We start from the raw sequence: 24,812 nt of genomic DNA, 5'->3' as shown, positions 1-24,812 counted from the left end.
TTCCTTTGATCGGTTCGCGATGCTCGAGGTTTTGCCGCGACCGCTTCTGCATCGGAGCCGCAGTTGCGGGCAGGATAGCCCACGCCTAGGGGTAGAGCGATCGGTCCGAATGGTGCTGTTCGGAACCGCTTCCACAAGCGCGCCGGATGTCCTAAGCAGCGGGCCGCAGCGATTTCCTCCTTTTCAGGCCCCAATGATCCGTCTCGATAACGTCAGCAAGCAAGTCGGCCACCAGATCCTCTTCATCGAAGCCTCCGCGGCCCTCCAGAAGGGCGAAAAGATCGGCCTGGTCGGCCCGAACGGAGCCGGCAAGACCACGCTTTTCCGGATGATCTCGGGTCAGGAGCTGCCCGACGAGGGCCAGGTCTCCCTCGATCGCGGCATTACTATCGGCTATTTCAGCCAGGATGTCGGCGAGATGTCGGGCCGGAGCGCCGTGGCCGAGGTCATGGACGGGGCCGGGCCCGTGAGCGTCGTGGCGGGCGAGTTGAGGGAGCTCGAGGCTGCGATGGCCGATCCCGATCGCGCGGATGAGATGGACGAGATCATCGCGCGTTATGGCGAGGTGCAGCACCGCTTCGAGGAGCTCGACGGCTATGCCCTCGATGGCCGGGCGCGTGAGGCGCTGTCGGGCCTCGGCTTCAGCCAGGACATGATGGAAGGCGACGTCGGCGCGCTGTCGGGCGGCTGGAAGATGCGGGTGGCGCTGGCGCGTATTCTGCTGATGCGCCCCGACGTGATGCTGCTGGACGAGCCGAGCAACCATCTCGACCTGGAAAGCCTGATCTGGCTGGAACAGTTTTTGAAGGGATACGAGGGGGCGCTGTTGATGACATCGCATGACCGCGAGTTCATCAACCGCATCATCAACAAGGTGGTCGAGATCGACGGCGGCACGCTTTCGACCTATTCCGGCAATTACGAATTCTACGAGCAGCAGCGCGCGCTGAACGAAAAGCAGCAGCAAGCCCAGTTCGAGCGCCAGCAGGCGATGCTGGCCAAGGAAATCAAGTTCATCGAACGCTTCAAGGCGCGCGCCTCGCATGCGGCGCAGGTGCAGAGCCGGGTCAAGAAGCTCGACAAGATCGAGCGCGTCGAGCCGCCGAAGCGCCGCCAGACGGTGGCGTTCGAATTCCTGCCGGCGCCGCGCTCGGGCGAGGACGTCGTCAGCCTGAAGAACGTCCACAAGGGCTATGGCAGCCGCAGCATCTATCAGGGTCTCGATTTCATGATCCGCCGCAAGGAGCGGTGGTGCGTGATGGGCGTCAACGGCGCGGGCAAATCGACGCTGTTGAAGCTGGTGGCAGGCTCGACCGCGCCCGACGACGGCACGGTTGCCGTCGGCGGCAGCGTCAAGATGGGCTACTTCGCCCAGCACGCCATGGATCTGCTCGACGGCGAACGCACGGTATTCCAGTGGCTGGAGGATTCGTTTCCGCAAGCCGGCCAGGGCTCACTTCGCGCGCTGGCGGGTTGCTTCGGTTTCTCCGGCGACGATGTCGAGAAAAAATGCCGGGTACTCTCGGGCGGCGAGAAGGCACGTCTGGTGATGGCGCATATGTTGTTCGACCCGCCGAATTTCCTGGTGCTGGACGAACCGACCAACCATCTGGATCTGGCGACCAAGGAAATGCTGATCAACGCGCTATCCGAATTCGAGGGCACCATGCTGTTCGTCTCGCATGACCGGCATTTTCTGGCGGCGCTCTCCAACCGCGTGCTGGAGCTGACGCCGGAAGGTCCTCATCTGTTTGGCGGCGGCTACGCCGAATATGTCGCGCGCACCGGCCAGGAAGCTCCGGGATTGCGGAGCTAGGGCAGGGGTGAGGACTGCGATGCCGGGCAGATTCTACTTTGCATGAGGTTGTTTTCGAGATTTCGTGTTTGGACCCGTCCGGGCAACTGACTATCGGCGCACGAGCGGCGCGATCGCCTCGATCTCATTGGTCCAGATGCCGCCGGAATAATTTTGCGGCAGACGCGCAAACTGTTCAGGCGAATCTATTCCGGTCGAGAACTCGCCGCCACGGTACGGGCCGAGCACGAAGACCTCGCTGTTGGCGGATTTCATGCGATTGAGGAAACGGTCGGGCCAGCCCCATAGCCAAGGCGCCGCATTGACCGGAACCAGTAGCATCGCGTTGCGGCAGGCTCCCGGCACAATGCCGCTCCAGCCGTAGCCGATGTAGCCGAGCAGGCAGCGCTTGATCGCGCCACGCGAGATCGTCCTGATATCGCTCGCGCGCTGGCGCACGATCTCCACCGGCTCGTCGCCACCATAGACCATGATCTGCGCCCGGCGTTCGGCGGGAAGCTTGTTCAGCACGGCTGCGAGCTTCTCGCCCTCGGACGGGTCTCGGCTCTTCACATTGATCAATAACCGCGCTTGCGGAAAGGTTGCCAGCACCTCGTCGAGCGTCGGCATCAGGCCGATGCCCTTGCCGCGAAACGGAAAGGTCTTGCCGCCATCGGCGGTATAGCCATGGCCAATGTCGAGCTTTTTCAAATAGGCCATGGAGTGTTCGCGCGTGACGCCGCTTCCGTCGGTGCGGCAATCCAGCGTCCAGTCGTGAAACACCGCGAATTCACCGTCGGTGGTCGGATGAACGTCGAGCTCGACGACATCGGCGCCGGCCGCAAAGCCGGCTCGCATCGAACTTATCGTATTCTCCAGATGCTCGTGACTAGACGGCAGCATGCGCGCCGCGGTGCAAGTGTCGTTCTTCAGCTCGCGTTCGTCGAAGCGCTGGGCAATGCCGCGATGCGCGAGCAGGACGGGCTTGCCCTCCCGATGGGCGGCGAGATGATTGGTGTTGTTGATGTAGATGGCTGCGGCGAAGACGACGATCGCCGCCGCGGAATATTTGACTTTCTTGTTCAAGCTTGCCCCCGCGTAGAGGACGCATTCGCTAGGCAGCATTTCTGTTCGATTTGCGGCGGAGGACAGGGAAAGCCGAAACGCATGGCGCTACAACTTGCGGGCGGCCTGTCGGTGTGGAACTCGCCCGTTACGCTGCCGCATAACGGGGAGCGAGACGGGATGAAACAGCTCAGGATCGGCGATATCACCATCGACGCTGTCATTGAGCGCGAGGGGCCGTGGCGTCGGCCGCAGGATTTCTTTCCGGCTTATGACGATGCCGTCTTCAAGCATCACCTCACCGGCATGGAGCCCGAGGTGTTCGACGCAGGCCTGGGGCTGATGGTGATCACCTACCAGACGTTTGTGGTCCGCACGCCGCGCCACATCATCTTGGTCGACACCTGCACCGGCGAGGACAAGGGCCATCCGCCGCCGTTCGATTTTCCCGGCAAGGAGTGCTGGCGCAACGAGCTGTTTGCGCTCGGCATATCCTACGAGCAGGTCGACTACGTGTTCTGCACCCATATGCACATCGACCATACCGGCTGGAATACCACGCTGCGCGACGGACGCTGGGTACCGACGTTTCCCAATGCGAAGTACATATTCCATAAGCGGGATATGCCGCGTGGGAGGCGGAAAATGCCAAGGGAGCCAACCCGCCCGGGACGGTCTTTCGCGACAATTGCCTGCCGATCGTCGAGGCCGGGCAGGCGGTCCTGGTTGACGACGATTACGCGCTCGACGATACCGTTACACTGACGCTGACGCCTGGGCATTCGCCCTGTCACTGCTGCGTCAACATCCTCTAAGGGCAAGCGCGCGGTGGTGGCCGGCGACCTCATGCATCACGTCATCCAGTGCCGCGAGCCGGAATGGTCGGCAAAGCCGGATTGGGACCCGAGGCAGTCCGCGATCTCGCGGCGGAAAGTCTTTGCGTCCGTCGCCGGCACCGACACGCTGATCTTGCCCGTCCATTTCCCCGCGCCCACCGCCGGGCTGATTACGGCGGATGGCGACCGCTTCGATTATCGTTTCAAAAGGGATTGACCAATGGGAATGCAACGGACCGACGTAATGCAACGGATGGATTTCGAGGCGCTGGTTCAGACCCGCAAGAGCGTCCGCGGGTTCACCAGGGAGCCGGTTTCCCGCGCCGTTATCGAGGACATCATCGAGGTCGCCAAGCGCGCGCCGTCGTCGATGAACACCCAGCCCTGGCATATCCACGTCCTGACCGGCGAGCCGCTGGAGGAGGTGCGCCGTCGCAACATGGAGGAGATGATCGCGGGTGCCAGCCCCAAGCGCGACATTATCAGTCACGGCGAATATCAGGGCGTGCATCGCGGTCGGCAGGTCGATATCGCGAAAAAGCTGTTCGCCGTGATGGGGATCGCGCGCGACGACAAGCCGATGCGGCAGGACTGGGTGCTGCGCGGCTTCCGGCAGTTCGACGCGCCGGTCTCGCTGGTCCTGACCTATGACAAGGTTCTCGATCCCGGCGCGGTGTGCCACTTCGACCTCGGCGCGCTCTGCTACGGCATCGTGCTTGCTGCCTGGGACCGCGGCCTTGGCAGCGTCATCAACGGGCAGGGCATCATGCGCTCGGACATCGTGCGCGAGGTCGCGAATATCCCGGAGGACGAGGTCATCATGACCTGCGTCGCGATGGGCTATCCCGACCACAGCTTTCCCGCCAATGCGGTGCGGTCGGATCGCGAGCCCAATGGCGATTTCGTGCGTTATGTTGGCTTCGCGGACTGAGGGTTTTGACGATGAGTACCGATGAGGAGACCGCCTTGATCCGCGAGACGGTCGCGAAATTCGTCGACCGCGAACTGATTCCGCTCGAGCCGCATTTACTTGAAGTCCAAGTTGCCGGGCTCCGATCATCCGGAACTGACCGCCGAGCAGAAGCATCGGCTGCGGACGGTCTCGAAGATTGTGGGGTCTCGATGCCCCCGAAGATCTTGGCGGCCACGATCTGCCGACCCGCACCATGGCAGCGGTCCACGAGGAACTCGGCCGTACCTGCGTGCCTTTCGTGTTGCCGCCGGACTCGCCGAACCTGCGCATGCTGCAGGCAGCCGGCACCGAGGCGCAGAAGCGGAAATACATGCAGCCCTATAGAGGGACGCATGGTGTCGGCGATCGCAATTTCCGAACCGGGGGCCGGCGGCGATCCGGCCGCGATGAAGACGCGGGCAGTGCGCGACGGCGATCAATGGGTGCTCAACGGCCGCAAGATCTGGATCAGCAATGCGCGCGCCGCCGATTTCATCATCGTCATGGCCCGCGTCGGCAGCGATGCGCGGCAGGGTGGCATCACCTCCTTCATTGTCGAGAAGGACACGCCCGGCTTCGTCATCGAGCGTGAAATCCCGATGCTCGGCGGCGGCTCGACCTATGAAATCGTGTTCGAGGATTGCCGTATCCCGGCCGACTCCGTGCTCGGCGAAATCGGCAAGGGCTATGCGCCGATGCAGCTCCGGTTGCGCACGCGGCGGCTTGAGATGGGGTCGACCTGCATCGGCATCGCCAGACGGGCACTCGACATGCTGTGCGAACACGCCAGGCAGCGCGAGACGTTCGGCGTCAAGCTCGCCGATCGCCAGGCGATCCAGTGGTGGATCGCCGATATCTCGACGCGCATGCATGCCTGCCGGCTGATGGTGCGCGATGCCGCCGACAAGACCGACCGCGGCGAGGACGTCCGCCACGAAGCCTCGATGATCAAGGTGTTCGCGACCGAGATGGCCTATGAGGCCTGCGATCATGCCATGCAGACACTCGGTGCGCTCGGCATGACGCTGGAACTGCCACTCAACGCGCTCTGGCAGAAGGCACGCCTGATGCGGATGTACGAGGGACCGAGCGAGGTCCACCGCCAGTCGATCGCGCGCCGCGTGCTCGGGCTGCGCGGCTAAAATGCTCGAGCGGATCGGCTAGAGCGTTTTCCAGCGAAGTGGAAACCGGTTCGCGTTAAGAAAACGCGTCAAAACAAAAATCTAGAGCCCCGTTCCGATTCTATCGGAACGGAAAAGGCTCTAGGCTTCTCCGGCCGTTCCGATATTCGGATCAAGCCGCACGCACCTCCGAGAGGAAGCGGTTGACTTGTCCGGCGAGATCCTTGGACTGCGAGGACAATTGCTCGGCTGCGCCAAGCACCTGATTGGCGGCGGCGCCGGTGTCGTCGGCGGCCTTCTGGACGCCCGTGATGTTGGAATTGACCTCCTGGGTGCCGCGCGCGGCTTCCTGCACGCTGCGGGAGATTTCCTGGGTCGCGGAGCCCTGTTCCTCGATCGCGGCCGCAATCGCGGTGCCGATCTGGTCGATCTCGGCGATCACGTTGGCGACGTTCTGGATCGCCGTCACGGTCTGGTCGCTCGCCGCCTGTATAGCGGCGATCTGTTCGGAGATTTCGGTGGTGGCCTTGGCGGTCTGGCCGGCCAGCGATTTGACTTCGGAGGCGACGACGGCAAAGCCGCGGCCGGCATCGCCGGCGCGCGCGGCTTCGATGGTCGCGTTCAGCGCCAAGAGGTTGGTCTGCGCGGCAATGCTCTGGATCAGCGTCACGACGTCGCCGATCTTCTGCGCGCCGTCGGCGAGCGAGCGGGCGGTGTCGCCGGTGCGCCGGGCATTGTCGACCGCGCGGGCGGCGATTTCGGTCGATTGCGCGACCTGGCGGCCGATTTCCGAGATCGAGGAGGCCAGTTCCTCGGTGGCACTCGCAACCGTCTGCACGTTGGCCGAAGTCTGATCGGAAGCGGCGGCGACGATGGCGGCCTGACGGTTGGTAAGCGTGGCGGTCGATGACATCGACTGTGCGGTGTCTTCCATGATGGATGACGCCGACGACAACCCGCCGACGAGTTCGATGACCTTGGCTTCGAACACACGGGTGAGTTCGTCGAGCACCTGGGCGCGACGCATCTTGCCGTCGCTCTCGGCGGCCTTCTCGGCGGCGAGCCGTTCCGCCTCAATCATGCTGTCCTTGAAGACGCCAACGGCAGCAGCCATCGCGCCGATCTCATCATTGCGTTCGCTGCCCGATATTTCGCTCGCAAGGTCACCGCTGGCCAGCCGCGACATCCGCGCCGTGAGATCGACGATCGGTTTGCAGACGCGGCGGCGAACCATCATGATCAGCACGGCGCTGGCGGCGACGACCGCGATGAGACCCGCGAGCGCGATCAGAAAGCTGAGACGCGCGGAGGAGTAGGCTTCGCCGAGCACCTGTTCGGCGTTGTCGTAGAAGGCATCGCGGACCGTAATGATGGACGCAAGACCGAGTTGGGTCTCTGCGTAGTAGGTCTCCATATCGTGTTCATATTTGCCGCTGATGGCGCCATCCTTGACGAGCTTCAGCTCCTTGCCGAAACGATCGACATAGGCTGCGTTCATCTTGTCGAGCGCCGCGGCCACATTGGCCGGCGTAGCGGGATTGCCGCGCAATTCCTGCAGCGACATCAGAATTTGATCGTTTCGCCCCTGCGAGCGGCTGATATCCATCTTCTCGGCTTCGGTAGCTACCCGGTTGGCGCCGATGAGATTCTTGTGCAGGCTGGAGTTGAGACCACCGACGTCGCGTAGCGTCCAGGCGATATTGGCGTAGCTTGCTTGCCGGTAGGCCGTGCCGTCGAGCATCGCGATCTTGCGCACCTGCTCGTCGAGCAGCGTGGTGATCGCCTTGTTGAAGGCCGAGTTGTCGGAGACGATTTTCTTGGCCGCATCGCGGCGGGCTTCCGCCGGGCCGGTGAGGGCCTTGTCGATGGCCGCGCGTAGCCCGGCGAACTGGGTATTCAGGGCATCGATGCTGCTGCCGACGGCGGCACTGTCATCGATCGCGCCGGGCAGGGTCGCTTTGACCCGGTTCATCTTGTCGCGCGCCCCATCGGTGTTCTTGCGATATTTGTCGAGTTCGGCGATCAGCTTCGGATCCACGGCGGGAGGTCCGAACATGATGTTGGTGGCAAAGCCACGCTCGGGATTCATGTAGCGCGGGATGTCGCCGACCGCGCGCACCAGCTCCAGCCGGCTCTGCGCGACCGAGACCTGATCCATGGTCTGGTATTTCGAAACCGCCACATAGACGGCGAGCCCGCCGCCGACGGCGGAAAGCGAGACGATGGCAGCGGTCAGGAGGGTGCCGATTTTCATGGGATTTAGGCCATTTGCGCGGGTCAGGGCATGCGGGCCACCAGTATAGGTGGTGCTAATTAATCCGGGGTTTACAGTGGGGCCTGTCACGCCGGCGCCTTGCCGTGCGTCTTTGATGCAGCGCGGGGTTGCCGCGGCTTCAGTGAGAGGCGCGAGGAAATGAAGATCGTTATCATCGGCGGTACGGGCCTTATCGGCTCGAAAATGGCAAAGCGACAGCGTGCCCACCATCAAGATGCGCGATCGGTGATGAATGGTGGGCACGTCGCTAACGCGCCTTTGCCCACCCTGCGCCGCATCACTGCGTTTCTTCGGTCACGCCCTTTGTGGCGGAGCGAGGCTGAGCTGGCGCCTTGGAGCCCGTCTCCTGACAGGGCCGTTCCGTCCACGAACCGTCGGGCGCCTGCTGCTGGTAGGCCTGGCAGGAGGAGGCCGCAGGCGCCTCGGTTGCTTTCGCCGTATGCGAATGCGCGCTGGAATTTCTGGCGAGCGTCGGCGCTGCCAAGGTGAGGAGGGCGGCCGCCGAACCGAAGAAGATCGCTTGTCCCAACCGCATGGGAAATTCTCCATTCTCGAAGAGCCGACCAGGATGTTTTTTACTAAAAGGGATTGTGGAAATTTTTTGGGAATGCCCGTGGGGTATGCCAGCGCTTGCTTAACGTTCTGCAAACGCCCCCGGGACCGGCTGACGCACCGCGGCACTGGACGAATTCTGTTCCCGCGCCGAGGAACCAGTTCCCTCGGCCGTGCGTTGGTATGGCATCATGCCGAAGGCAGGGCGTCCATGCGTCCGGAAAAGTCACTCTTCAATGCGGTGCTTACCCATTTCTTGATGGGCGTGACGCTTGGGCTATCGCTGGTGCTGTTGCTCGGCCTGTTCGATGCCTTTCATGTCAGGGACCTCGTGGCCAAAAGCGGTACACCTGTTCAGACCACGCTGATGCTGGTCACGACCTACGGGTTGATGTTCGGCATCGGCGCAGCGCTGACCGGTCTGGTGCTGACGCTGGAGGACGATAGCTGACGGCGAATGCGGGGCTACTTACTGCCGATTAGCGGCGCAGGCGGGCGATCGTGCCGGCGACGATCTGCATGGAGACACCGACCACCCATCCGGCCATGATCATCGATATCCATACCAAATGCGGATCGTGGCGCAGCACGATCACGCCGACGCAGGCGAACGCCGAGAACGCCGCGAGGAAGGTGCCGATCGCGCTGAGCAGTTCCGGCGTATCGATCTTGCCGACCCAGGTACCATCGGCAGGCCCGCCGCTCAAGGCCGTGAGGGGATGGGGCGGCGTATCGATACCGAGATAAAAGCCGACGGCACCGCCGATCATCATCAATAGCAGGAAGGCCTGATTGGTGAGCGCGGAATGGCTCGTGCCGACCAGCGCCGCCACAAACAACCCGCTCGCTGCGCCGGCCATGGCAAGCCCAAGGCGTTCCAGAACATGGGCGACTTTTCGAACGCGGGTCTGCATGGCGGTGCCCCCCCGGTTACGGAGCAAGGTTAGGACGATTTTGGACGAGGTGAAAGCAACCTCCCGATGCAGGTGGTGCCCGAATTGATACAGCGCAAGGTGTGAGGCGTAGTGTAGACTTTGTCTCAAGCTAAAAGGGATTAGCGAGGCCAGACCCGATGCGATTGTGCCTGTTCGTGAGCGGGCAGAATCGCATTCGATTTACACGTAATGCCGAGGAGCATGTCTCGGGTGCGTTGCTCAGCACCTCCAGGATCCGCAATGTTCGCTTTGAGCGATTGGCGAGGTAGCAAGCTCGCATCAATCCGCCTTTGGCTGCGTGCTAATGAATCCGCGGCTGAGATGAGGTAAGAGGTGGATGCCCGGGATATCTGGCGCGAGGACGCGGCTTCGCGCTTTTGCCCAGGCATGACGACATCCCTCGAAGGGGGTACCCGACATGAGCCTGTTCAACCATCCATTCGACCTTGCGCGCGATGCCGCGCTTGTCACCGGCGCGGGCAACGGGATCGGCCGCGCGATCGCGCAAGCCCTGGTCGGCGAGGGCGTGCGCACGGTGTTTGCCGATGTGAACCGGGACACGGTGACGGCGGCCATCAAGGCCTCGGCCCGGCCGGAACTGGCGGTGCCCTGGATCGGCGATCTCGCCGACCCTGCGGCGCGCGATGCGCTGCTGGCGGAAGCAGCCAGTGCGCTGGGGCGCGTGACGCATTTCGTGCACAGCGCCTCGCCGCCGCGGCGCGAAGCCGATCATGCGCTTGGCGTCACCACGGAGACATGGGCGCAAATGCATGCGGTGAATCTTGAGGCCGGCTTCCATCTCTCGCGCGAACTGGCGCGAAAGCTGATCGCCGACAAACAACCCGGCTCGTTCCTGCTCTTGACCTCGCTGCATGCCGGTACCCCGCGCAACCTGCCGCACTACTCGACGTCGAAGGCGGGGCTTTCGATGCTGGTGAAGGAACTGGCCAAGACGTTCGGCCGCTTCGGCATTCGCGTCAACGCGCTGGTGCCCGGCGCGATCGCGGCCGGCGGCTTCGTCGCCGAACCCGCGCTCGCAAGACACATTCCGCTCGGCCGGCTCGGTGAGGCCAAAGACCTGGCGCCGCTGGCGCTGGCGGTGCTGTCGAACCGGATATCGGCCTATGTCACGGGCGCCGCGATCGTGGTCGACGGCGGCCTGTCGCTGACGAACTGGTTCGAACCGCCGGAGTTGGGCGATCTCCTGTAGATCCTATGGGGTGGCAGGTGGTCAGGGGTAAGCTGAGTTTGCGAGCACCCAACCACCCGGAGGATCAACGGATTACGCGCTATGTGGCGGATGCTTCGCGTGCCATTTCGGGCCGGGGCCGCGCATGTAGTGCAGTTCGGGGCGGTAGGGGTTGCGGGCAAGATCGACCAGCCTGCAGCAATGGATCACGATCTCTGTCAGGCGTCGAAGCAGCGGTTGCATGACCAGCATGACGGCCTCTCAATGCAGCTTGCCGAGCATGGACGAAAACGGCAGCTCGAAGATTTCATCGTTGAGATCGTCGCTGACATGCAGCGTCCAGTCGCGCCAGTCTTCCGGACCCTCTGCCGTTATCAGCGACTGCACGACGCGGGCGGCGTGGTCGCGCACCTCGGCGAGGTTTCCGACGGCGGTACCGCGCTGGTCGATGCATACGCCTTCGGAATTGGAGTAGTGGAAATAGACTCTTGCCATGTCCGACTCCCGCGATGGCGATTCACGCTCGAAAAATATCAGTCGGAAGGCCGGCTTGATATTCGGGGAGATTGCGGACGGGATATTACGGGGACTGCAGGTGGAACCGCGCGATCCCTGAATTTGTCCGAAAATTATCTATCGCAGCCGGAGGAACGAGACTTTCGGTTCGGCCGTTTCACGAGCAGGCCGCGACGATCGGAACGCTGCGGCGTGGACTGGTGGAACCCTGGGAGAGCGACATGATGTCGGAAATGCAGATCCACACGATTGCGCGCCAGATGATGGAGAAGCACGGCCTCACCGCGATCGCGCAAGCCGCGCACAATGCACAGGATTGCGAGACCAAGGGCGATGTCGAGGAAGCCAGGGAGTGGCGTCATATCGAGGACGCCATGAAGATGATGCGGGGACCGCATCAGAGCTAGCGGATTGGCGCGGTCACTTGTCCCGGATGCGGTGCGGCCCAGGCGATGCGGAGCATCGTCCGGTAGCGCTGCTCCGTTGAGCCGCGACCCATCTCTAGCATGAACTTCAAATCAGCGGCGCATCTCGCCTCAAACATAGCGCGTCGAAGACGCTCGTGAACGCGCTGTCGGCGCCGCGCAGCATCCGGGGAACGCAGCTACCGCAGCGGCATCGGCGGGCGCACCACCGGCTCGCCGTCATCGGCTATCGTTTGGACGGGCGGTGCAGGCGGCAACGGTGCGGCGGCTTGGGCCGGCGGGAGCGGCGCTGCGGGAGCGGCAATCGGCGCGGGCGAATAGGAATAGGCCGGCTTCGGCTTGCGCACCGGCGGCGGGGCGGCCGGCCGCGGCGTCAGCGCCGACACCCTGGGCCGCAGGTTCTGCTCGGCAGGCCTGGTTTCGGCCGCTTTGGCCTCCGAAGCCTTGGTATCTGAAGCCTTGGTATCTGAAGCCTTGGCCTCGGCTTTGGCAAGCTCACGCGCCATCTGGGCCTGACTCGCCTTGAGCTGCGCGATGGTGGTTTTCAGCTCCTCGACCTGCTGGCCCATCGTGGCGAGATCCTGCGCCATCGATTGCAACTGGGCCGATTCCGCCGAGGCTGTGGCCACGGGAGCTGCGGCAGGTTCGGGCTGGGCCGGCGTCGTCGCTGCCGGTTGCGCAGCAGCCGGATCGGCTGCGGCAGCCTGAACTGCAGACGCATTTGGTTGCTCGGCGACGGCAGCCTTGTCGGAGGACAATGCAGCCAGCACGAAGGGTGGCGCCCACTCGGCGGCCATCGCCTTGGCATGATCGCCATAATGCTGCCACGCAGCGGCAGCGATGGCGCCGCACAGGCCGAGCAGCGCCATGATCAGGCGCTTCGCCCATTTACCGATCGGCTGTTCGCCGGGAGGCTTGAGACCATCCACCTTGATCTCGCCCGGCCTGACATTCTCGACCCGGATATCGCGAACATCTGGAGCGGGAAACGTCGGTTCAACCTGGGGAATTGGCGCGCTGACCGAAATCGGGGGTGCAACGTGGGCCTGCGGCTTCGCTGCGACTTGAACTTGCGGCGCCACCGAAGGGGCGGCCGGATCGTGCGCCGGCGGCGGCGCCTTTTCGGCATGCGCGTGCAGCAGCGATTCGATCGCAAATACGTCGTGCGGATCGGTGTCTTTCAGCGTTGGCGTGGATTGCATTGGCGGTCCCTTGCTCAGTCCAATGTCACCCGCATCGGGCGGCGAGCATGCTTTGCGGCGTTGAAAACCCTCTGCCCAGAAAGCCCCTTACCCAAGCCGCCACACGGCCAGCGAGGTTTGACCAAAGCAAGGCGATCTTGTGGAGAGGTTGCGGCCGTGGGTTCCGGGCGCTGGAACCGGACCACAAAAATCATATCTGCGTATCACCAGTTGAGGGGGATTTTGCATGCCATTTGCCGTTCATCGCGGACAGAGGATTCATTACACGGTGGAGGGCGAGGGGCCGCTGGTCGTGCTGCAGCACGGCATGCTGATGGACGCCAGCGTGTGGAAGCAGGGCGGATTCGTCGATGCGCTGACCGACAGATACCGCGTGGCATGCGTGGACTCACTCGGCCACGGGGAGAGCGACAAGCCGCCGGACACCGATCACTACCGTCAGGAGCAGCGGGCCGGCGATATCGTCGCCGTGATCGATAATCTCCACTGCGCCCGCGCCCATCTGGTCGGACATTCGATGGGGGCCTGGCTCGGCGTCGGCGTCGCGAAATATTATCCCGAACGGCTGTCGTCGCTGGTGCTCGGCGGCTGGGATGTCGTGAACGGTCTGCCGCCGACCAGGCAGGGGCCGCTGCAGTTCGACGCCTTCATGAAATTCGCGCGGCTGACCGCGCCGCATTTGACCCGATCGGTCACGACGGAATCGGAGTCCGGCCTGCGGGCCTGCTTTGACGCGCTCGGCCAACTCGATGGCGCCGGCAAAGCCGTGCTGGAATCCGGTTTCCCGGTGATGATCTGGGAGGGACAGGACGATCCCGCGCACGCGCGGCGCAAGGCGTTCGCCGATGCCAACGGCCTGCGTTTCCTGTCGACGGCCGGAGATCACCTTGGAATGGTGCTCACCCATGGCGTGGAAAGCGCAGACGGAATAGGGGGATTTTTGGACCTGGCGCAGAACGCGCCGGGCGCGGGGTTGGCCGCGTCCTAGAGAGCAATTCCTGCGACGTCGGCGCGATGCCTGGCGTGCCATTTCGGGCCGGGGCCGCGCATGTAGTGGCGCTCGGGACGATAGGGGTCGCGGGCGCGCTCGATCAGGCGGTGGCAGCGTGCCACGATCGCATCGAGGCGGCGGAGCAGCGGCATGAAGGGCGGTCGTGCCGGCAGCATGGCAACCTCTCAGTGCGGTTTGCCGAGGACGAAGGCGAACGGCAGAACGAAAATCTCTTCGTCGAAATCGTCGCTGACATGCACGACCCAGTCGCGCCAGTCTTCCGCGTCGCGTCCCATGATCAGCGAGCGGACGATGCCGGCTGCGCGGTCGCGCGCCTCGGCGAGGTCGCTCACCGCTTCACCGGATCGATCGATCCGCACTTCCCGGGAGTTCGAGCAGTGGAAATAAACCTGGGCCATGTTGGCCTCCTGTAAGCGAAGCTACTCTTATTGGTACGAAGCTAGCGCCAGATGGTTTTGCCCATCCGTGATGCAACTCACAGTCGGTCATTAAGATTTTATTAATGTTGTAGTGGTGAAGTTTTAGGCATGGAATCGCAGCGGAACCGGACCTCCCGAGCCGGCAGTTGCAAGAGAAGGCCGGCGGCGTAACGCCCGCCGGCCTTTTCTCTTGCCGGCGACAGACAGGCAATCGTCTCTGAAACTCACGGCGCCGTGAAACCGGTCTCGGGAACCAGCATCTGATCTCGCCCGTTCGCTCTCATATAGAGATGGAGAACGAGCGATGACGAAACTGACACTGCTTGCCGCGGCCGCGGTCGTTGCGACGGCGCTTGCGACGCCTGCGATGTCGCAGGAAGCGACCCAGGAGCCCGGGATGATCGGGTTTAGCTACCCGAACTCCAACTATCTGCTCGGCGGATATGGCGTGCGCACGCCGAGCCGCTATGACTACAGCTATTACGGACCTCGCGTGTACTACGGACCTCGCGTGCATTACGGTCCCCGCTATTATGGTCCCGGCTATGTTGGCGGACCGGTCGGGCTGGCTGCCGGTGTGGCTGCGGGCGTGATCGGAACGGCGGGCGCTATCGCAGCCGCGCCGTTCGCCGATTCATATGCCTATTACGGCGACGACCCCGGCTATTGGTGAGTCGGTTGGTCACCTCATCAAAGCGGCCTTGCGGCCGCTTTTTTGTTGGCGCTCAGTGCGTAGCCCGGACAAGCGCAGCGATATCCGGGACTCTTCCAGCACCGCCCCGGATGTCGCTTGCGCTCATCCGGGGCTACGGTTGTTCAGCGGGCGTTGGCAGGCTTGGGCCTTGCATGGGAATAGCCCGTGTGGTTCGAGTGCATCATCCAATGTCTTGAGGGGCAGGTGTCATGAGCAACCGCATCCTGGTCTTTTACGGCTCCTACCGTTCCGACCGCATGGGCATCCGGCTCGCGCAATTCGTCGTCGAGGGGTTTGCCGCGCGCGGCGACGATGTCGAGCTGATCGACGCCAAGGCGATCGGCCTGCCCATGCTGGACCGGATGTACAAGGAATATCCGAAAGGCGGCGCGCCGGACGCGCTCGAAAAACTGGCCGGGCAGATCCGCACCGCTGATGGCTTTGTGTTCGTGACCGGCGAATATAATTGGGGCATGCAGCCGGGACTGAAGAACCTCACCGATCATTTTCTCGAGGAATGGTTCTGGCGCCCCGCCGCGATCGCCAGCTATTCAGCCGGCCGCTTCTCCGGCGCGCGGGCCGCGCTTGTCTGGCACGGCACGCTTTCGGAAATGGGCATGGTGGTGATTTCGAGTTCGATCGCGGTAGGCCCGATCGCGCAGACACTGACCGAAGACGGCAAGCCGGCCGGCGAGGGCGGCAAGGCGCTGTCACACGCGTTTCCGCGCTTTGCCGATGATCTCGTGTGGTGGATGGAGGCGGCAAGGGCGCAGCGGGAAAAGAAGAAGCCGCCGTATTGAGAGGGCGCCGAGCTACTGCTTGACGCCCCGATTGGACCGCAATGATGGCGGAAGCGCACCCATTTTTCGCCACGCCTGGACAGCAGATTGCGCTTCGCCTGCCATCTTCCGCCTTCCCCGAGCTGCCTGAGGCGGCTCATCCGCTCCATGTACCGGAAAAACTGATGTCGCCAAACAAAGCGCGCTGCGGTCTGCTTGTTCTTGCCGTGATCGTCGCGACGGGCGGATCGGTGGCCGTCGCGCAGAATCTCGATCAGGGCAAGCCGGCGCCAAAACTGTTCGCCGAAAGTTGCGCGTCGTGCCATCGCAGCCCGCGCGGGCTCGCCAAGGGCCGCTTTCACCTCACGCTCTATCTGTTTCTGCAAAAACACTATTCCAGCGGCTCCAGCTCGGCCTGGGCGCTGACGTCCTATCTGGAATCCATCGACAGCGGAAAGCGCGTCGCGGCGAAGAAGCCACAGGCTGCGAGCACGGCGCGGACATCATTGCGCCCGCCGGCGCCGGTGCCGGCGCGGTAGTCCTCGCGCGATCAGCCACGACTTGCTCACGGCTGCGCTGCGAAATCTCCTCAAGGTTGTCATCTTTTCGACCTTTGCTGGCCTAGCATCATGGGCGTGAGCGTGGCGGGGAGTAACGACGATGGTGGTGGCAGAGCTCAAGACCAAGGTGGAGAAGTACGAGACGAAAGCCTCGCGCTGCGAACAGCAGGCGCGGGCAGCAACCGATAAGGCCGAGCAGACCTTTTACGAGGTGCTGGCCGGCTACTACGGCAGCCTGGCAACGGACTTTCGGAAGATCCTCGAGAAGCGAGTGATCGCGTAGGCGACTGGCGCCCGTAGCCTGGATGAGCCAGCGGGTCGCGCACATGCGCGCGACCCGAGCGTGCGCTCTGCGGCAGGCGTCCTGCGGGCTGTGACACAATCACCACACTCGAACTGAATTGCGCTGAGACAGCGGTGCATAATCGCATCCGGCCACGCTTCCGCCCGGATTGGGCTGCGGCATCGCCGCATGTTGGATTTCGGCTTGGGCTGGGGCGCGAGCTGGGGATTGCAACATGTGTTCCATCGGCTGCACCCGTACTTCGTTCATCGACGCAAGAGCTGGCCGTACTCGACTTGAAGCGCCGCCGGTTTTGGCCGCGCGTGCAGGGAAGGTCATGCGGCTGCTGGCTGTCGCCCTCGGAGCGGCATCGCTTGCGGCCTGCGCTCAGTCGTCGGTCGTCACCCAAAAATCCGAATTGCGCGCCAGCCGGCAGGCGTCGGTGAACGATCGAACGACATCGTCAATTGTCAGGCGCGCGGCGGCCGTGAGAAGACATACCCCGTTCGCCGCGCGCAAGGATGCAGGTGACATCAAAACCGCCGCGCATGGGGTTGCCAGCTTCTACACCGAGGGAACGAAGACGGCGAGCGGCGAAAAGTTCAACACGCTCGATATGACCGCGGCCCATCCGACGTTACCGTTCGGCACCAAGTTGCGTGTAACCAACGTCGCCAGCGGCAAGTCCGTGACGGTACGGGTCAACGATCGCGGTCCCTACGTGCAGGGTCGCGTCGTCGACGTCTCCTATTCCGCGGCGGATGCGCTGGGCATGGTGGGGAAGGGTGTTGCCAAGGTCAAACTCGACGTGGTGGATTAGCCTCGAGGCGCAAATCCGTCGCCCTGGATGAATCGAAAGCGACAGATTACGCTTCGGCTTTTGCTCTTTTAGTTGCGGCGGATCTCCCGGTCAGCACGGCTAGCGGGGAACTGTTTTAGTGTCTTCGCCGCTTTTTGAGCCGCTTCCTTCGCGCAGCCAATCAGGTCGCGCGTCTGGGCCAATGCCCACCTGGGAGCGGGTCTACCATTACAACCGCTTTCTTGGCCGCTCTGCGTTTGGGCACGTGCCCGCCCGGGAGCGGATCTATTACCTTAGCCGCTCTCCTGGTTGTTTTTCTGGTCGCTTTCTTGGCTGTTTTCTTGGCGACCTTCTTGGTCGCTTTCTTTGCCGTCTTCTTGCTCGCTTTGCGCTTGGCAGTCTTCTTTGCTCTCTTGGTCGCCATGATATCCTCCTGGTTATGGAGTTGGTACGAGTTGGAATTGTCGGCTCTTGAGTTGGTCCACGGCGTAGACCGCCATAGCCTCGGCCGGCGTGCCGCCGCCGGAGACCCGGGCGCCCAAAACAACCGACGTTGTCGTCTCCTTGCGACCGGGACGGGCACTCCGATTGTCAACGGCGATGTTGCGCGCAGGCGAAAATATGAATGAACGCAAGCTGCTGAGATAGGCGCTGGCGTTGGTTGGCAACGCCAGTCCCATCGTCACTTCATGAACATCCGTCCGCTTCAATTCGCCCGTAATGGCCGCGTCCGTCAGTTGAAACGCAGTACCGGTTGGCGTGAAAGTGATCTTTGGCGTGGCGGACGCGTCGAGCGTGGTCGTAAAGGTCAATTTGTCCGCCATCGTTGGCGGAAGGCTGGGTGTCGACTTCGTGCCTGCCAACCCGCCAAATATCGTCAATTCAAGATAGTCGTAGACAAGCTTGGTCACGCCTATCTGGCCCACGATAGGATAGATGTGGTTCTCCTGGACCACATGCCCGTCGCATTCACGATGACCGTCCGCCCACACGCGAACGTTCAATTGGGTCAGCAAACTGCTGAACGTGTCGGTGATCGTGAAGGTTCGGTCGTTGCTGCGTCTTCGGGTCATCGACGCGCCGAGACCTAACTTGAAAACCGAGCCTGCTGCGGTCCGTTGGAGGTTGGCCGAGCCCGCGGAAAGATCGTTGTCCACGGTCATCGTCAAATCGAAATTGTAGGCAACGCCAATCGCGTAGAAGACCTCGATCAGATTTCGTACCTGCTCGTATTGGGGTCCCTTGAATAGATCCGCCCGAAACTCTCTGATCTCGTTTGGGTTGGCCCTGTACTTTGCGGCCAGTTCTCGTCCCAAGGCTACACCGGGCCGGCCAGGGTAGTCGCGGCCGAGATCCTCAAGCCAATTGACGAGGTGTTCTATGACGGCGTCGCGGGTTTCACATCGGATCCGCATGACGATCTGCGGGGTCGTTACACCTGTGACATCTTCGGGCAACGGACGGATGGTGCAACCCGCGAGAACAAGAAGCGTCGATAGCAAAAATGCAAAAAGCCTGAACATAATTTACTCCGAAATAGAACAATAAATATAGCCGGATGATACACGTACAGCGTGCGTGCCGTGCATCTTTTCCGCAACAGTACGAAATTTTTCGAGGAGATAATGATGCGGGCAAGGATCGCCGGTCGTCACCTGCTCAGCGATGTAGGCACGTCGAAGCGACGGCAGGCACCGCGGTTGCTCGGTGCCTTGAATGTTTCGTAGCTGACTTCGCGGGGTGCAATGGCGAAGACCGTGCTGCGCCGCGTCGGTAGGCAAGTACGCGGATGGTGCTTTCGCTCATCCGCCCCTGCGGGCTACGTCCGTCGTGCGGACATCGCCTTGCCGCGTTCGGCCAGCTTCACCATCACCTGCAGGACACGATTGGTCGGCGTGGCGATGCCGAGCTCCGCGCCCTTGCGCACCACGTAGCCGTTGAGAAAGTCGATCTCGCTGGGCTTGCCGCGCGCCAGATCCTGCGCGGTGGACGACATCTGGTTCGGCATGATGGCCGGGATGTTCAGGATATGTGCGAGGAGATCGTTGCCGATCGATACGCCGCTGGCGCGCGCGACGGATACGGCTTCCTGAACGGCGCTTGTGACGACATTCCTTGTGCCCTCGACTTCCAGCATCGGGCCGTAGGAAATGCCGGCGACGGCGGAAAGCGCGTTGAAGGCGCAGTTGATGATCAGCTTGCTCCATAGCGTTTTGTCTATGTCGTCGGCGATCGTGGTGCGGACGCCGGCAGCCTCAAGCGTTTGCGCCAGCGCTTGGCTCGCGGCGGAGGGGCCGATGGCGAGGTCGCCGCCACCGTGATGCCGGACATGGCCGGGCCCGGCCATCTCGCTGCCGACATAGACGACGACGGGAATGACGGCGTGGCCGGTGACGGCGGCAAGGCGCGGCGCATTGTCGACGCCGTTCTGCAGGCTGAGAACGGATGTTTCCGGCCGCAAGCGTCCGGCGAGCGCGAGGCCAGCCTGCTCGGTATCGGCCGACTTCACGCAAACCAGCACGAGGTCAGGCGGGGCAAGCGCGGTTGCATCGGTCGCGGCTATGGCGGGCAGGCGGCCGTTGAAAGTCTTGGTGTCGAGCAGCAGGCCGTGGGCGTTGATGGCGTCGACATGCGGCTGCCGGCCAATGAAGGTCACGTCATGCCCAGCCCGCAGCAGCAGTCCCCCATAATAGCATCCGACCGCTCCGGCACCGACAACTGCGATTTGCATGCGTTTCTCCTGTTCGGCAGGCCCTGCTGCTAACTGTTTGGGCTCTCACCATTAATTGAGTGCGGGGAACTGCATTGTTGCAATGCAATATCGTTATGTCGCAACGCAACAAAAGCAGTGTACGCTGCTGCCTCGAATCCTACCCCGGAGAATTGAAGTGCAGAAGACTTACCTATCCATCGCAGCCGCCGCCCTGATCTCGATTGCGGGCGCCACTGCCGGCTTTGCGGCGGAGTTGCCGGCCTATGAAACGAAAGGCTTGCCGATATCGGCGGTCCAGGTTCGCGTGCTGGGAGCCGCTGACGTCAGGGAACAGTCGCCGGCGCTGACCTCCACAGCCACCGCGCACCAGCTGAGCGTCCTGACACCGCGGACGACACAGACGGCTGAGACGGCCGCGCCAGCTCCGACCACCGGTCGCGCCTTTCGCTGACCACGGTCGCGCCTTTCGCTGACCGGCATCTCCATCGCCACTTGCGCAAAAAGCCCGCGATTTCGTCGCGGGCTTTTTGTCGTGATGGCTCATCCGGGCTACGGGACGGGTTAGCGGGTGTTCGTGCGGCCTTCTTTCAGGTAGCATTGTTGCATGAGCGAAACCGGGACATTGTTTGCGGCGCTGCGTCAGTCGTCCGACGAAGCCGTTGTCGACATGCTCGAGCGTATGGTCCGGGATGCCCCGGATCATGCCTTGAACAAGATGAACGCACTCGATCTCGCAGGCACGGCAGGCATCGACGAAGACCGGGTCATCGCAGCATTGCTGAATGCGGTGGGGCTCGGCATGTTCGAGATGACTTGGAACGTGATGTGCCCGAGCTGCGCCGGGGTGCTTTCCGCCAACAAGAGCCTGAAGACCCTGGATCGGGCGCATTATCATTGCGCTTTCTGCGCCGCGGGCTATGAGACGACGCTCGATAATCTGGTCGAGGTGACCTTCACGGTAAGCCCGCGCGTGCGCAAGATCGCGGCCCATAATCCCGACGAATTGTCCGCAGCCGAATATTATCGCCAGATCTTCTGGAGTTCGGCGATCGATCTTCCGGACGATCTGGAGAAGCTGCTGGACGAGGTCACGCTCGAAATCGTCGACTTGCCGGCGGGCGAAAGGGCCATCCTTTCCTTGCAGGTGCCGCAGGGCACGTTGATCATGTTCGATCCCGTGACGCATGCGGCCCAGTTCCTGGAGGTCAGCGGCGAAGAGACCAGCGAGCGCCAGAACCTGTCGGTGATCTTCAACAGGGTCCAAGTCCCGGTCGATACCGTGACCTTGCGCCCCGGGCCGCTGCGCCTCGCCCTGGACAACCGCACCGACGGTCGTGCATTGCCGGCCGTATGGGTGGCGAATCCGGCGCTGGATGACCTTTTGAAGCGGCGCAAGTCGGTTCTCACGGCAACGCGTCTCCTCACCAATCAGACTTTTCGCGATATCTACCGGACCGACACGCTCGCCATCGGCCAGCGCCTCAAGATCCTCAGCCTGACTTTTCTGTTCAGCGATCTCAAGGACTCCACCGAGCTCTATGAGCGCGTCGGTGATCTCACAGCCTTCGATCTCGTCAACGAGCATTTCAGGCTGCTGCAGGAGATTATTGCGTCCGAAAGAGGGGCTGTCGTGAAGACCATCGGCGATGCCGTGATGGCGACCTTCGAGACGCCCGACCGCGCCATTGCCGCTGCGATCCGCATGCGCGAGGCGATGAGCGATCTTGGCGCCGAGCGTCAGCACCAGAGCCTGCGGCTGAAGATGGGCATCCATGAAGGCTCGTGCCTCGCGGTCACGCTCAATGGCCAGCAGGATTATTTTGGCCAGACGGTGAATATCGCCTCGCGCGTCCAGGGCCTTGCGGCCTCACGCTCGATCGTGGTGACGGAATCGGTGGTCGCGCATGCGCGCGCCCTGCTCGAGACCAGCGGGCTGAAGCCCACGCCGAGACGCGTGGCGTTGAGCGGCATTGCCGACAAGGTGTCGGTCTACGAGATCTCCTGAGCGAAAGCGGCGTAGCCCGGATGAAGCCAACGGGTCGCGCGAATGCGCGCCCCGTTGGCTCCATCCGGGCTACTGGCTGCCCAGGATGTCCGACAGGGCCGACAACAGCCGGTCGATTTGCCTGTCGGTGCCCACACTTATCCGCAAATGGTCGGAGATGCGAGGCGCGGAAAAATGGCGGACGATCACCGCGCGTTGGCGCAGCGCGGCGGCCAGCGCCCCGCCCTCGTGCGCCGGATGACGCGCGAAGACGAAGTTGGCGGAGGACGGCAGCACGTCGAAGCCAAGCCCGACCAGACCGCGGTTCAGCCGCTCGCGGCCTTCGATCGCGCGCGCGCGGCTCTGTTGAAAATAGGCTTCGTCCTCCAAAGAGGCGATGGCGCCGGCCTGGGCGGGCCGGCCAAGGGGATAGGAGTTGAAGCTGTCCTTCACCCGGGTGAGCCCCTCGATCAGTTCGGCATTGCCGATCGCATAGCCAACCCGCAAGCCGGCGAGGGCCCGGGACTTGGACATGGTTTGAATGACCAGAAGATTCGGGTGGGAGGCGACCAGCGGTATCGCGGTCTCGGCGCCGAAATCGACATAGGCCTCGTCGATCACAACGGGAGCATCAGGATGTTGCTCCAGCAGGGCATTAATCTCGGCCCGCGACAGCGCAATTCCTGTCGGCGCATTCGGATTGGGCAGGATGAGCGCGCCGGCCGGCCGGCGATAGTCGGAACAGCGGATCTGCATGGCCTGATCGAGCGGGACGGTTTCGTAGGCGATGCCGAACAGACGGCAATAGACCGGGTAGAAGCTGTAGGTGATATCAGGAAAGAGCAACGGCGCATCATGCTTCAGCAGCGCGGCGAAGGCGTGGGCCAGCACCTCGTCCGAGCCGTTGCCGACGAATACTTGTTCTGGTCGTACCTGGTGGTAGGTGGCCAAGGCTGCGCGCAGCGCTGACGCCTGTGGGTCCGGATACAGACGCAGCGTATCAGCCGCCTCGCCGCGGATTGCGTCCAACGCGCGTGGGGAAGGACCAAGCGGACTCTCATTGGTGTTGAGCTTGACCAGTTCCGCCATGCGGGGCTGTTCGCCCGGTACATAGGGTTTCAGGTCGTGCGTCAGGCGGCTCCAGAAACGGCTCATTTTTCTCTCCAGATAGTAGCCGGGAGGAGCCAACGGGTCGCGCGAATGCGCGCCCGATGACAGGCTCCGCGAAATCCGGGGCGGCGTTAGAGTGATCCCGGATTGCGCTGCGCTTCATCCGGGCTACTTGCTATCTGGCCGCCGGCGATACATTCGAATTTGCGCTGCGGTCGGACGAGCAGCTCTGCGCTCTCGACGATGCGCATCTCCTCGCTGCCGCTGGCCGCGGTGCGTTCCAGCACGGCGAAGATGGCAGACGCAGCGTGGCTCAGCGCATCCGGCGTGTCGGAGCCGCGCAGACGCGCGGCGACCAGGAGCGCGGCGAACAGATCGCCGGTGCCGTTCGGGCTGATCGGCAGTTTTGGCGTGCGGACGCGAAAGGCTTTTCCGCGCTCGACAGCCAAGGTCTCGATCTCGCCTGCGGGTGTATCGGCAAGCTCGGCGCTGGTGATGACGACGGTTCCGCGCGCCATGAATGCGCGCGCCGCCTTGAGCACCTGATCGATCGAAGCTGTCTTCGCTCCGCAGAGCCATTCGAACTCGAAATGATTGGGCGTGATGATATCGGCCAACGGGCACAGCAGGTCGCGCACCAGCGGCGGGATGTCGGCGTGGACGAACAGGCCGCGGTCGCGATCCCCCAGCACGGGGTCGCAGCAATAGAGCAGCGTGGGATTTTTGGCCTTGGCGCGCGCGACAAAATCCGCGATCACGGCGGCGTTGTCGGCCGAGCCGAGATAGCCCGACAGGATCATCGTGGCGGTGTCGACCGCGCCGCGCTCCTCGATCCCGCGCAGGAGATCGGCAACGAGCTCTCTATCGAGCACCCGGCCGCGGATGGTCGGATAGCCCGGCCGGTTGCTCAACAGCGTGGTTGGCACGGCTATGACGTCGATCCCATGCATCTGCATCGGAAAGACCGCGGCGCTGTTGCCGACATGGCCATAGGCAACCTGCGACTGAATCGAAATCACGTTCATGACATTGGTCTGGGGATTATCTGATTGGCCGGGGGCGGGAACCCTCCGAGGTTAACACATTGGTTATTTGTTTGCGGGCATTTTCACAACCTCATTAAACAGGGAGGCACCATGTCTGACGTCACCATTCCCGGCGGCCGGATTCGTTCTTTCGTCGAGCGGATCGAGAACATCGACAGCGAATTGCAGGAGCTCAACGAGCAGAAGAAGGAAGTGTTTTCAGAGGCCAAGGGCGAAGGGTTCGATGTAAAGATCCTAAGGGAGATCATCAAGCTGCGAAAGCAGGACCAGGACGAGCGCGACGAGCGCGAAAGCCTGCTCGATCTCTACATGCGGGCGATGGAAACCGCGCCGCCGGAGAAGACCGCCAAGGCGGCGTGAGCGAGACGAGGAAAGTAGGGTAGGTTAGCGTCAGCGTAACCCACCGACTCGCCGCGAGCGGCGGCGGATTACGCTATCGCTAATCCGCCCTGTGCCCTTCTGGCGCTCGTGCCCGGATGAGCCAACGGGGTCGCGCGGATGCGCGCCCGATGACGAGCGCAATTGCGTTCTGACGCCGCGGAACAGGATC

31 protein-coding genes and 1 pseudogene are annotated in these 24,812 nt (G+C 62.8%); 18 read left to right on the top strand and 14 right to left on the bottom strand.

The window, feature by feature from the left end; all coding sequences use genetic code 11:
- The first annotated feature begins 193 nt into the window (after positions 1-193).
- Complete coding sequence (locus V1294_RS23350; RefSeq protein WP_334500422.1) at positions 194-1,816, top strand: ABC-F family ATP-binding cassette domain-containing protein; 1,623 nt, start codon at positions 194-196, stop codon at positions 1,814-1,816.
- Positions 1,817-1,906: 90 nt separating this feature from the next.
- Here V1294_RS23350 and V1294_RS23345 read toward each other — a convergent pair whose 3' ends face one another.
- Entirely contained in the window at positions 1,907-2,920 is a 1,014-nt protein-coding gene (locus V1294_RS23345; protein WP_442895376.1) for a glycerophosphodiester phosphodiesterase family protein, read from the bottom strand.
- 42 nt (positions 2,921-2,962) lie between these two features.
- Between V1294_RS23345 and V1294_RS23340 the strand changes: the two genes are divergently transcribed.
- The 5 genes and pseudogenes from V1294_RS23340 (at position 2,963) to V1294_RS23325 (ending at position 5,790) form a co-directional block, all read left to right on the top strand.
- Positions 2,963-3,625 carry an MBL fold metallo-hydrolase gene (locus tag V1294_RS23340; protein ID WP_334500419.1) on the top strand — a complete coding sequence of 221 codons (663 nt, stop codon included), beginning with the start codon at positions 2,963-2,965 and terminating at the stop codon, positions 3,623-3,625.
- 81 nt (positions 3,626-3,706) lie between these two features.
- The gene (locus V1294_RS23335) at positions 3,707-3,913 is read left to right on the top strand and encodes a hypothetical protein (protein ID WP_334500418.1); all 207 of its coding nucleotides are present in this window, start codon (positions 3,707-3,709) and stop codon (positions 3,911-3,913) included.
- A 36-nt stretch (positions 3,914-3,949) separates the two neighbouring features.
- Positions 3,950-4,627 (top strand): nitroreductase, encoded by a 678-nt coding sequence (locus V1294_RS23330; RefSeq protein WP_334504777.1) that lies wholly within the window; start codon positions 3,950-3,952, stop codon positions 4,625-4,627.
- Positions 4,628-4,862: 235 nt separating this feature from the next.
- Positions 4,863-4,928 (top strand): annotated as a pseudogene (locus V1294_RS38085) (hypothetical protein); the annotation flags it as partial.
- Positions 4,929-5,001: 73 nt separating this feature from the next.
- A complete protein-coding gene (locus V1294_RS23325; RefSeq protein WP_334500415.1) occupies positions 5,002-5,790 on the top strand; it encodes an acyl-CoA dehydrogenase family protein in 789 nt (262 codons plus the stop codon).
- A 151-nt stretch (positions 5,791-5,941) separates the two neighbouring features.
- Here V1294_RS23325 and V1294_RS23320 read toward each other — a convergent pair whose 3' ends face one another.
- Both V1294_RS23320 and V1294_RS23315 read right to left on the bottom strand, forming a co-directional pair.
- Positions 5,942-8,023, bottom strand: coding sequence for a methyl-accepting chemotaxis protein (locus V1294_RS23320; protein WP_334500413.1), 2,082 nt, complete (start codon positions 8,021-8,023; stop codon positions 5,942-5,944).
- 298 nt (positions 8,024-8,321) lie between these two features.
- On the bottom strand, positions 8,322-8,579 hold the full coding sequence (locus V1294_RS23315; protein WP_334500411.1) for a hypothetical protein: 258 nt from the start codon (positions 8,577-8,579) through the stop codon (positions 8,322-8,324).
- A gap of 228 nt (positions 8,580-8,807) precedes the next feature.
- Here V1294_RS23315 and V1294_RS23310 point away from each other — a divergent pair, with 228 nt between their 5' ends.
- On the top strand, positions 8,808-9,047 hold the full coding sequence (locus V1294_RS23310; RefSeq protein ID WP_334500409.1) for a hypothetical protein: 240 nt from the start codon (positions 8,808-8,810) through the stop codon (positions 9,045-9,047).
- A 28-nt stretch (positions 9,048-9,075) separates the two neighbouring features.
- On the opposite strand, the gene V1294_RS23305 is transcribed toward V1294_RS23310, so the two are convergent.
- On the bottom strand, positions 9,076-9,510 hold the full coding sequence (locus V1294_RS23305) for a hypothetical protein (RefSeq protein WP_334500407.1): 435 nt from the start codon (positions 9,508-9,510) through the stop codon (positions 9,076-9,078).
- 439 nt (positions 9,511-9,949) lie between these two features.
- On the opposite strand from V1294_RS23305, the gene V1294_RS23300 reads away from it, so the two are divergent.
- Complete coding sequence (locus V1294_RS23300) at positions 9,950-10,741, top strand: SDR family NAD(P)-dependent oxidoreductase (protein WP_334500405.1); 792 nt, start codon at positions 9,950-9,952, stop codon at positions 10,739-10,741.
- Positions 10,742-10,813: 72 nt separating this feature from the next.
- Here V1294_RS23300 and V1294_RS23295 read toward each other — a convergent pair whose 3' ends face one another.
- Positions 10,814-10,972, bottom strand: a complete 159-nt coding sequence (locus V1294_RS23295; RefSeq protein WP_334505010.1) for a hypothetical protein — start codon at positions 10,970-10,972, stop codon at positions 10,814-10,816.
- A gap of 9 nt (positions 10,973-10,981) precedes the next feature.
- On the bottom strand, positions 10,982-11,215 hold the full coding sequence (locus tag V1294_RS23290) for a DUF6894 family protein (RefSeq protein WP_108519215.1): 234 nt from the start codon (positions 11,213-11,215) through the stop codon (positions 10,982-10,984).
- A gap of 242 nt (positions 11,216-11,457) precedes the next feature.
- Between V1294_RS23290 and V1294_RS23285 the strand changes: the two genes are divergently transcribed.
- Entirely contained in the window at positions 11,458-11,643 is a 186-nt protein-coding gene (locus V1294_RS23285; RefSeq protein ID WP_190241952.1) for a hypothetical protein, read from the top strand.
- Positions 11,644-11,840: 197 nt separating this feature from the next.
- Here V1294_RS23285 and V1294_RS23280 read toward each other — a convergent pair whose 3' ends face one another.
- Positions 11,841-12,863 carry a hypothetical protein gene (locus V1294_RS23280; protein ID WP_334500403.1) on the bottom strand — a complete coding sequence of 341 codons (1,023 nt, stop codon included), beginning with the start codon at positions 12,861-12,863 and terminating at the stop codon, positions 11,841-11,843.
- A 226-nt stretch (positions 12,864-13,089) separates the two neighbouring features.
- Here V1294_RS23280 and V1294_RS23275 point away from each other — a divergent pair, with 226 nt between their 5' ends.
- Positions 13,090-13,851: an alpha/beta fold hydrolase gene (locus V1294_RS23275; protein WP_334500401.1), complete on the top strand. Its 762-nt coding sequence runs from the start codon at positions 13,090-13,092 to the stop codon at positions 13,849-13,851.
- Here the strand turns inward: V1294_RS23275 and V1294_RS23270 are convergent.
- A complete protein-coding gene (locus tag V1294_RS23270; RefSeq protein ID WP_334480306.1) occupies positions 13,848-14,030 on the bottom strand; it encodes a hypothetical protein in 183 nt (60 codons plus the stop codon). The two genes, V1294_RS23275 and V1294_RS23270, sit on opposite strands and share 4 nt — an antisense overlap.
- Before the next feature lie 9 nt (positions 14,031-14,039).
- Positions 14,040-14,273, bottom strand: coding sequence for a DUF6894 family protein (locus tag V1294_RS23265; protein WP_108519212.1), 234 nt, complete (start codon positions 14,271-14,273; stop codon positions 14,040-14,042).
- A gap of 325 nt (positions 14,274-14,598) precedes the next feature.
- Here V1294_RS23265 and V1294_RS23260 point away from each other — a divergent pair, with 325 nt between their 5' ends.
- The 5 genes from V1294_RS23260 (at position 14,599) to V1294_RS23240 (ending at position 17,430) form a co-directional block, all read left to right on the top strand.
- Positions 14,599-14,967 carry a hypothetical protein gene (locus V1294_RS23260; RefSeq protein WP_108519211.1) on the top strand — a complete coding sequence of 123 codons (369 nt, stop codon included), beginning with the start codon at positions 14,599-14,601 and terminating at the stop codon, positions 14,965-14,967.
- A gap of 230 nt (positions 14,968-15,197) precedes the next feature.
- On the top strand, positions 15,198-15,788 hold the full coding sequence (locus V1294_RS23255) for an NADPH-dependent FMN reductase (protein ID WP_108519210.1): 591 nt from the start codon (positions 15,198-15,200) through the stop codon (positions 15,786-15,788).
- A gap of 164 nt (positions 15,789-15,952) precedes the next feature.
- Positions 15,953-16,306: a hypothetical protein gene (locus V1294_RS23250; protein WP_334500399.1), complete on the top strand. Its 354-nt coding sequence runs from the start codon at positions 15,953-15,955 to the stop codon at positions 16,304-16,306.
- A gap of 121 nt (positions 16,307-16,427) precedes the next feature.
- Complete coding sequence (locus V1294_RS23245; RefSeq protein ID WP_108519209.1) at positions 16,428-16,610, top strand: hypothetical protein; 183 nt, start codon at positions 16,428-16,430, stop codon at positions 16,608-16,610.
- 337 nt (positions 16,611-16,947) lie between these two features.
- Positions 16,948-17,430 carry a septal ring lytic transglycosylase RlpA family protein gene (locus V1294_RS23240; RefSeq protein ID WP_334500397.1) on the top strand — a complete coding sequence of 161 codons (483 nt, stop codon included), beginning with the start codon at positions 16,948-16,950 and terminating at the stop codon, positions 17,428-17,430.
- Between the two features lie 160 nt (positions 17,431-17,590).
- On the opposite strand, the gene V1294_RS23235 is transcribed toward V1294_RS23240, so the two are convergent.
- The 3 genes from V1294_RS23235 to V1294_RS23225 form a co-directional block, all read right to left on the bottom strand.
- On the bottom strand, positions 17,591-17,833 hold the full coding sequence (locus V1294_RS23235; protein WP_334500395.1) for a hypothetical protein: 243 nt from the start codon (positions 17,831-17,833) through the stop codon (positions 17,591-17,593).
- 13 nt (positions 17,834-17,846) lie between these two features.
- Positions 17,847-18,932 carry a hypothetical protein gene (locus V1294_RS23230; RefSeq protein WP_334480313.1) on the bottom strand — a complete coding sequence of 362 codons (1,086 nt, stop codon included), beginning with the start codon at positions 18,930-18,932 and terminating at the stop codon, positions 17,847-17,849.
- 296 nt (positions 18,933-19,228) lie between these two features.
- Positions 19,229-20,140, bottom strand: coding sequence for a ketopantoate reductase family protein (locus V1294_RS23225; protein ID WP_334500392.1), 912 nt, complete (start codon positions 20,138-20,140; stop codon positions 19,229-19,231).
- A gap of 157 nt (positions 20,141-20,297) precedes the next feature.
- On the opposite strand from V1294_RS23225, the gene V1294_RS23220 reads away from it, so the two are divergent.
- Entirely contained in the window at positions 20,298-20,573 is a 276-nt protein-coding gene (locus V1294_RS23220; RefSeq protein ID WP_334500390.1) for a hypothetical protein, read from the top strand.
- Between the two features lie 153 nt (positions 20,574-20,726).
- Complete coding sequence (locus tag V1294_RS23215) at positions 20,727-22,127, top strand: adenylate/guanylate cyclase domain-containing protein (RefSeq protein ID WP_334500387.1); 1,401 nt, start codon at positions 20,727-20,729, stop codon at positions 22,125-22,127.
- A gap of 69 nt (positions 22,128-22,196) precedes the next feature.
- Here V1294_RS23215 and hisC read toward each other — a convergent pair whose 3' ends face one another.
- Both hisC and pdxY read right to left on the bottom strand, forming a co-directional pair.
- On the bottom strand, positions 22,197-23,261 hold the full coding sequence (gene hisC, locus V1294_RS23210; RefSeq protein WP_334500386.1) for a histidinol-phosphate transaminase: 1,065 nt from the start codon (positions 23,259-23,261) through the stop codon (positions 22,197-22,199).
- Positions 23,262-23,347: 86 nt separating this feature from the next.
- Positions 23,348-24,241: a pyridoxal kinase PdxY gene (gene pdxY / locus V1294_RS23205; RefSeq protein ID WP_334500385.1), complete on the bottom strand. Its 894-nt coding sequence runs from the start codon at positions 24,239-24,241 to the stop codon at positions 23,348-23,350.
- Between the two features lie 111 nt (positions 24,242-24,352).
- On the opposite strand from pdxY, the gene V1294_RS23200 reads away from it, so the two are divergent.
- Positions 24,353-24,622 (top strand): DUF2312 domain-containing protein, encoded by a 270-nt coding sequence (locus tag V1294_RS23200; RefSeq protein WP_108519202.1) that lies wholly within the window; start codon positions 24,353-24,355, stop codon positions 24,620-24,622.
- The last annotated feature ends 190 nt before the right edge of the window (positions 24,623-24,812 follow it).

Source organism: Bradyrhizobium sp. AZCC 1678, from assembly GCF_036924765.1.
Classification (GTDB): Bacteria; Pseudomonadota; Alphaproteobacteria; order Rhizobiales; family Xanthobacteraceae; genus Bradyrhizobium; species Bradyrhizobium algeriense.
This window is presented reverse-complemented; position numbering and strand designations above follow the sequence as displayed.

What these genes read in the sequence shown, in the direction of transcription:
- V1294_RS23345 (WP_442895376.1), bottom strand. Translation starts at nt 2,920, where the DNA reads ATGCTGCCTAGCGAATGCGTCCTCTACGCGGGGGCAAGCTTGAACAAG.
- V1294_RS23200 (WP_108519202.1), top strand. Translation starts at nt 24,353, where the DNA reads ATGTCTGACGTCACCATTCCCGGCGGCCGGATTCGTTCTTTCGTCGAG.
- V1294_RS23275 (WP_334500401.1), top strand. Translation starts at nt 13,090, where the DNA reads ATGCCATTTGCCGTTCATCGCGGACAGAGGATTCATTACACGGTGGAG.
- V1294_RS23225 (WP_334500392.1), bottom strand. Translation starts at nt 20,140, where the DNA reads ATGCAAATCGCAGTTGTCGGTGCCGGAGCGGTCGGATGCTATTATGGG.
- V1294_RS23310 (WP_334500409.1), top strand. Translation starts at nt 8,808, where the DNA reads ATGCGTCCGGAAAAGTCACTCTTCAATGCGGTGCTTACCCATTTCTTG.
- V1294_RS23320 (WP_334500413.1), bottom strand. Translation starts at nt 8,023, where the DNA reads ATGAAAATCGGCACCCTCCTGACCGCTGCCATCGTCTCGCTTTCCGCC.
- V1294_RS23250 (WP_334500399.1), top strand. Translation starts at nt 15,953, where the DNA reads ATGTCGCCAAACAAAGCGCGCTGCGGTCTGCTTGTTCTTGCCGTGATC.
- V1294_RS23300 (WP_334500405.1), top strand. Translation starts at nt 9,950, where the DNA reads ATGAGCCTGTTCAACCATCCATTCGACCTTGCGCGCGATGCCGCGCTT.
- V1294_RS23285 (WP_190241952.1), top strand. Translation starts at nt 11,458, where the DNA reads ATGATGTCGGAAATGCAGATCCACACGATTGCGCGCCAGATGATGGAG.
- V1294_RS23230 (WP_334480313.1), bottom strand. Translation starts at nt 18,932, where the DNA reads ATGTTCAGGCTTTTTGCATTTTTGCTATCGACGCTTCTTGTTCTCGCG.
- V1294_RS23235 (WP_334500395.1), bottom strand. Translation starts at nt 17,833, where the DNA reads ATGGCGACCAAGAGAGCAAAGAAGACTGCCAAGCGCAAAGCGAGCAAG.
- hisC (WP_334500386.1), bottom strand. Translation starts at nt 23,261, where the DNA reads ATGAGCCGTTTCTGGAGCCGCCTGACGCACGACCTGAAACCCTATGTA.
- V1294_RS23240 (WP_334500397.1), top strand. Translation starts at nt 16,948, where the DNA reads ATGCGGCTGCTGGCTGTCGCCCTCGGAGCGGCATCGCTTGCGGCCTGC.
- V1294_RS23215 (WP_334500387.1), top strand. Translation starts at nt 20,727, where the DNA reads ATGAGCGAAACCGGGACATTGTTTGCGGCGCTGCGTCAGTCGTCCGAC.
- V1294_RS23290 (WP_108519215.1), bottom strand. Translation starts at nt 11,215, where the DNA reads ATGGCAAGAGTCTATTTCCACTACTCCAATTCCGAAGGCGTATGCATC.
- V1294_RS23255 (WP_108519210.1), top strand. Translation starts at nt 15,198, where the DNA reads ATGAGCAACCGCATCCTGGTCTTTTACGGCTCCTACCGTTCCGACCGC.
- V1294_RS23280 (WP_334500403.1), bottom strand. Translation starts at nt 12,863, where the DNA reads ATGCAATCCACGCCAACGCTGAAAGACACCGATCCGCACGACGTATTT.
- V1294_RS23330 (WP_334504777.1), top strand. Translation starts at nt 3,950, where the DNA reads ATGGATTTCGAGGCGCTGGTTCAGACCCGCAAGAGCGTCCGCGGGTTC.
- V1294_RS23260 (WP_108519211.1), top strand. Translation starts at nt 14,599, where the DNA reads ATGACGAAACTGACACTGCTTGCCGCGGCCGCGGTCGTTGCGACGGCG.
- V1294_RS23245 (WP_108519209.1), top strand. Translation starts at nt 16,428, where the DNA reads ATGGTGGTGGCAGAGCTCAAGACCAAGGTGGAGAAGTACGAGACGAAA.
- V1294_RS23315 (WP_334500411.1), bottom strand. Translation starts at nt 8,579, where the DNA reads ATGCGGTTGGGACAAGCGATCTTCTTCGGTTCGGCGGCCGCCCTCCTC.
- V1294_RS23305 (WP_334500407.1), bottom strand. Translation starts at nt 9,510, where the DNA reads ATGCAGACCCGCGTTCGAAAAGTCGCCCATGTTCTGGAACGCCTTGGG.
- V1294_RS23335 (WP_334500418.1), top strand. Translation starts at nt 3,707, where the DNA reads ATGCATCACGTCATCCAGTGCCGCGAGCCGGAATGGTCGGCAAAGCCG.
- V1294_RS23265 (WP_108519212.1), bottom strand. Translation starts at nt 14,273, where the DNA reads ATGGCCCAGGTTTATTTCCACTGCTCGAACTCCCGGGAAGTGCGGATC.
- V1294_RS23350 (WP_334500422.1), top strand. Translation starts at nt 194, where the DNA reads ATGATCCGTCTCGATAACGTCAGCAAGCAAGTCGGCCACCAGATCCTC.
- V1294_RS23340 (WP_334500419.1), top strand. Translation starts at nt 2,963, where the DNA reads ATGGCGCTACAACTTGCGGGCGGCCTGTCGGTGTGGAACTCGCCCGTT.
- pdxY (WP_334500385.1), bottom strand. Translation starts at nt 24,241, where the DNA reads ATGAACGTGATTTCGATTCAGTCGCAGGTTGCCTATGGCCATGTCGGC.
- V1294_RS23295 (WP_334505010.1), bottom strand. Translation starts at nt 10,972, where the DNA reads ATGCTGGTCATGCAACCGCTGCTTCGACGCCTGACAGAGATCGTGATC.
- V1294_RS23325 (WP_334500415.1), top strand. Translation starts at nt 5,002, where the DNA reads ATGGTGTCGGCGATCGCAATTTCCGAACCGGGGGCCGGCGGCGATCCG.
- V1294_RS23270 (WP_334480306.1), bottom strand. Translation starts at nt 14,030, where the DNA reads ATGCTGCCGGCACGACCGCCCTTCATGCCGCTGCTCCGCCGCCTCGAT.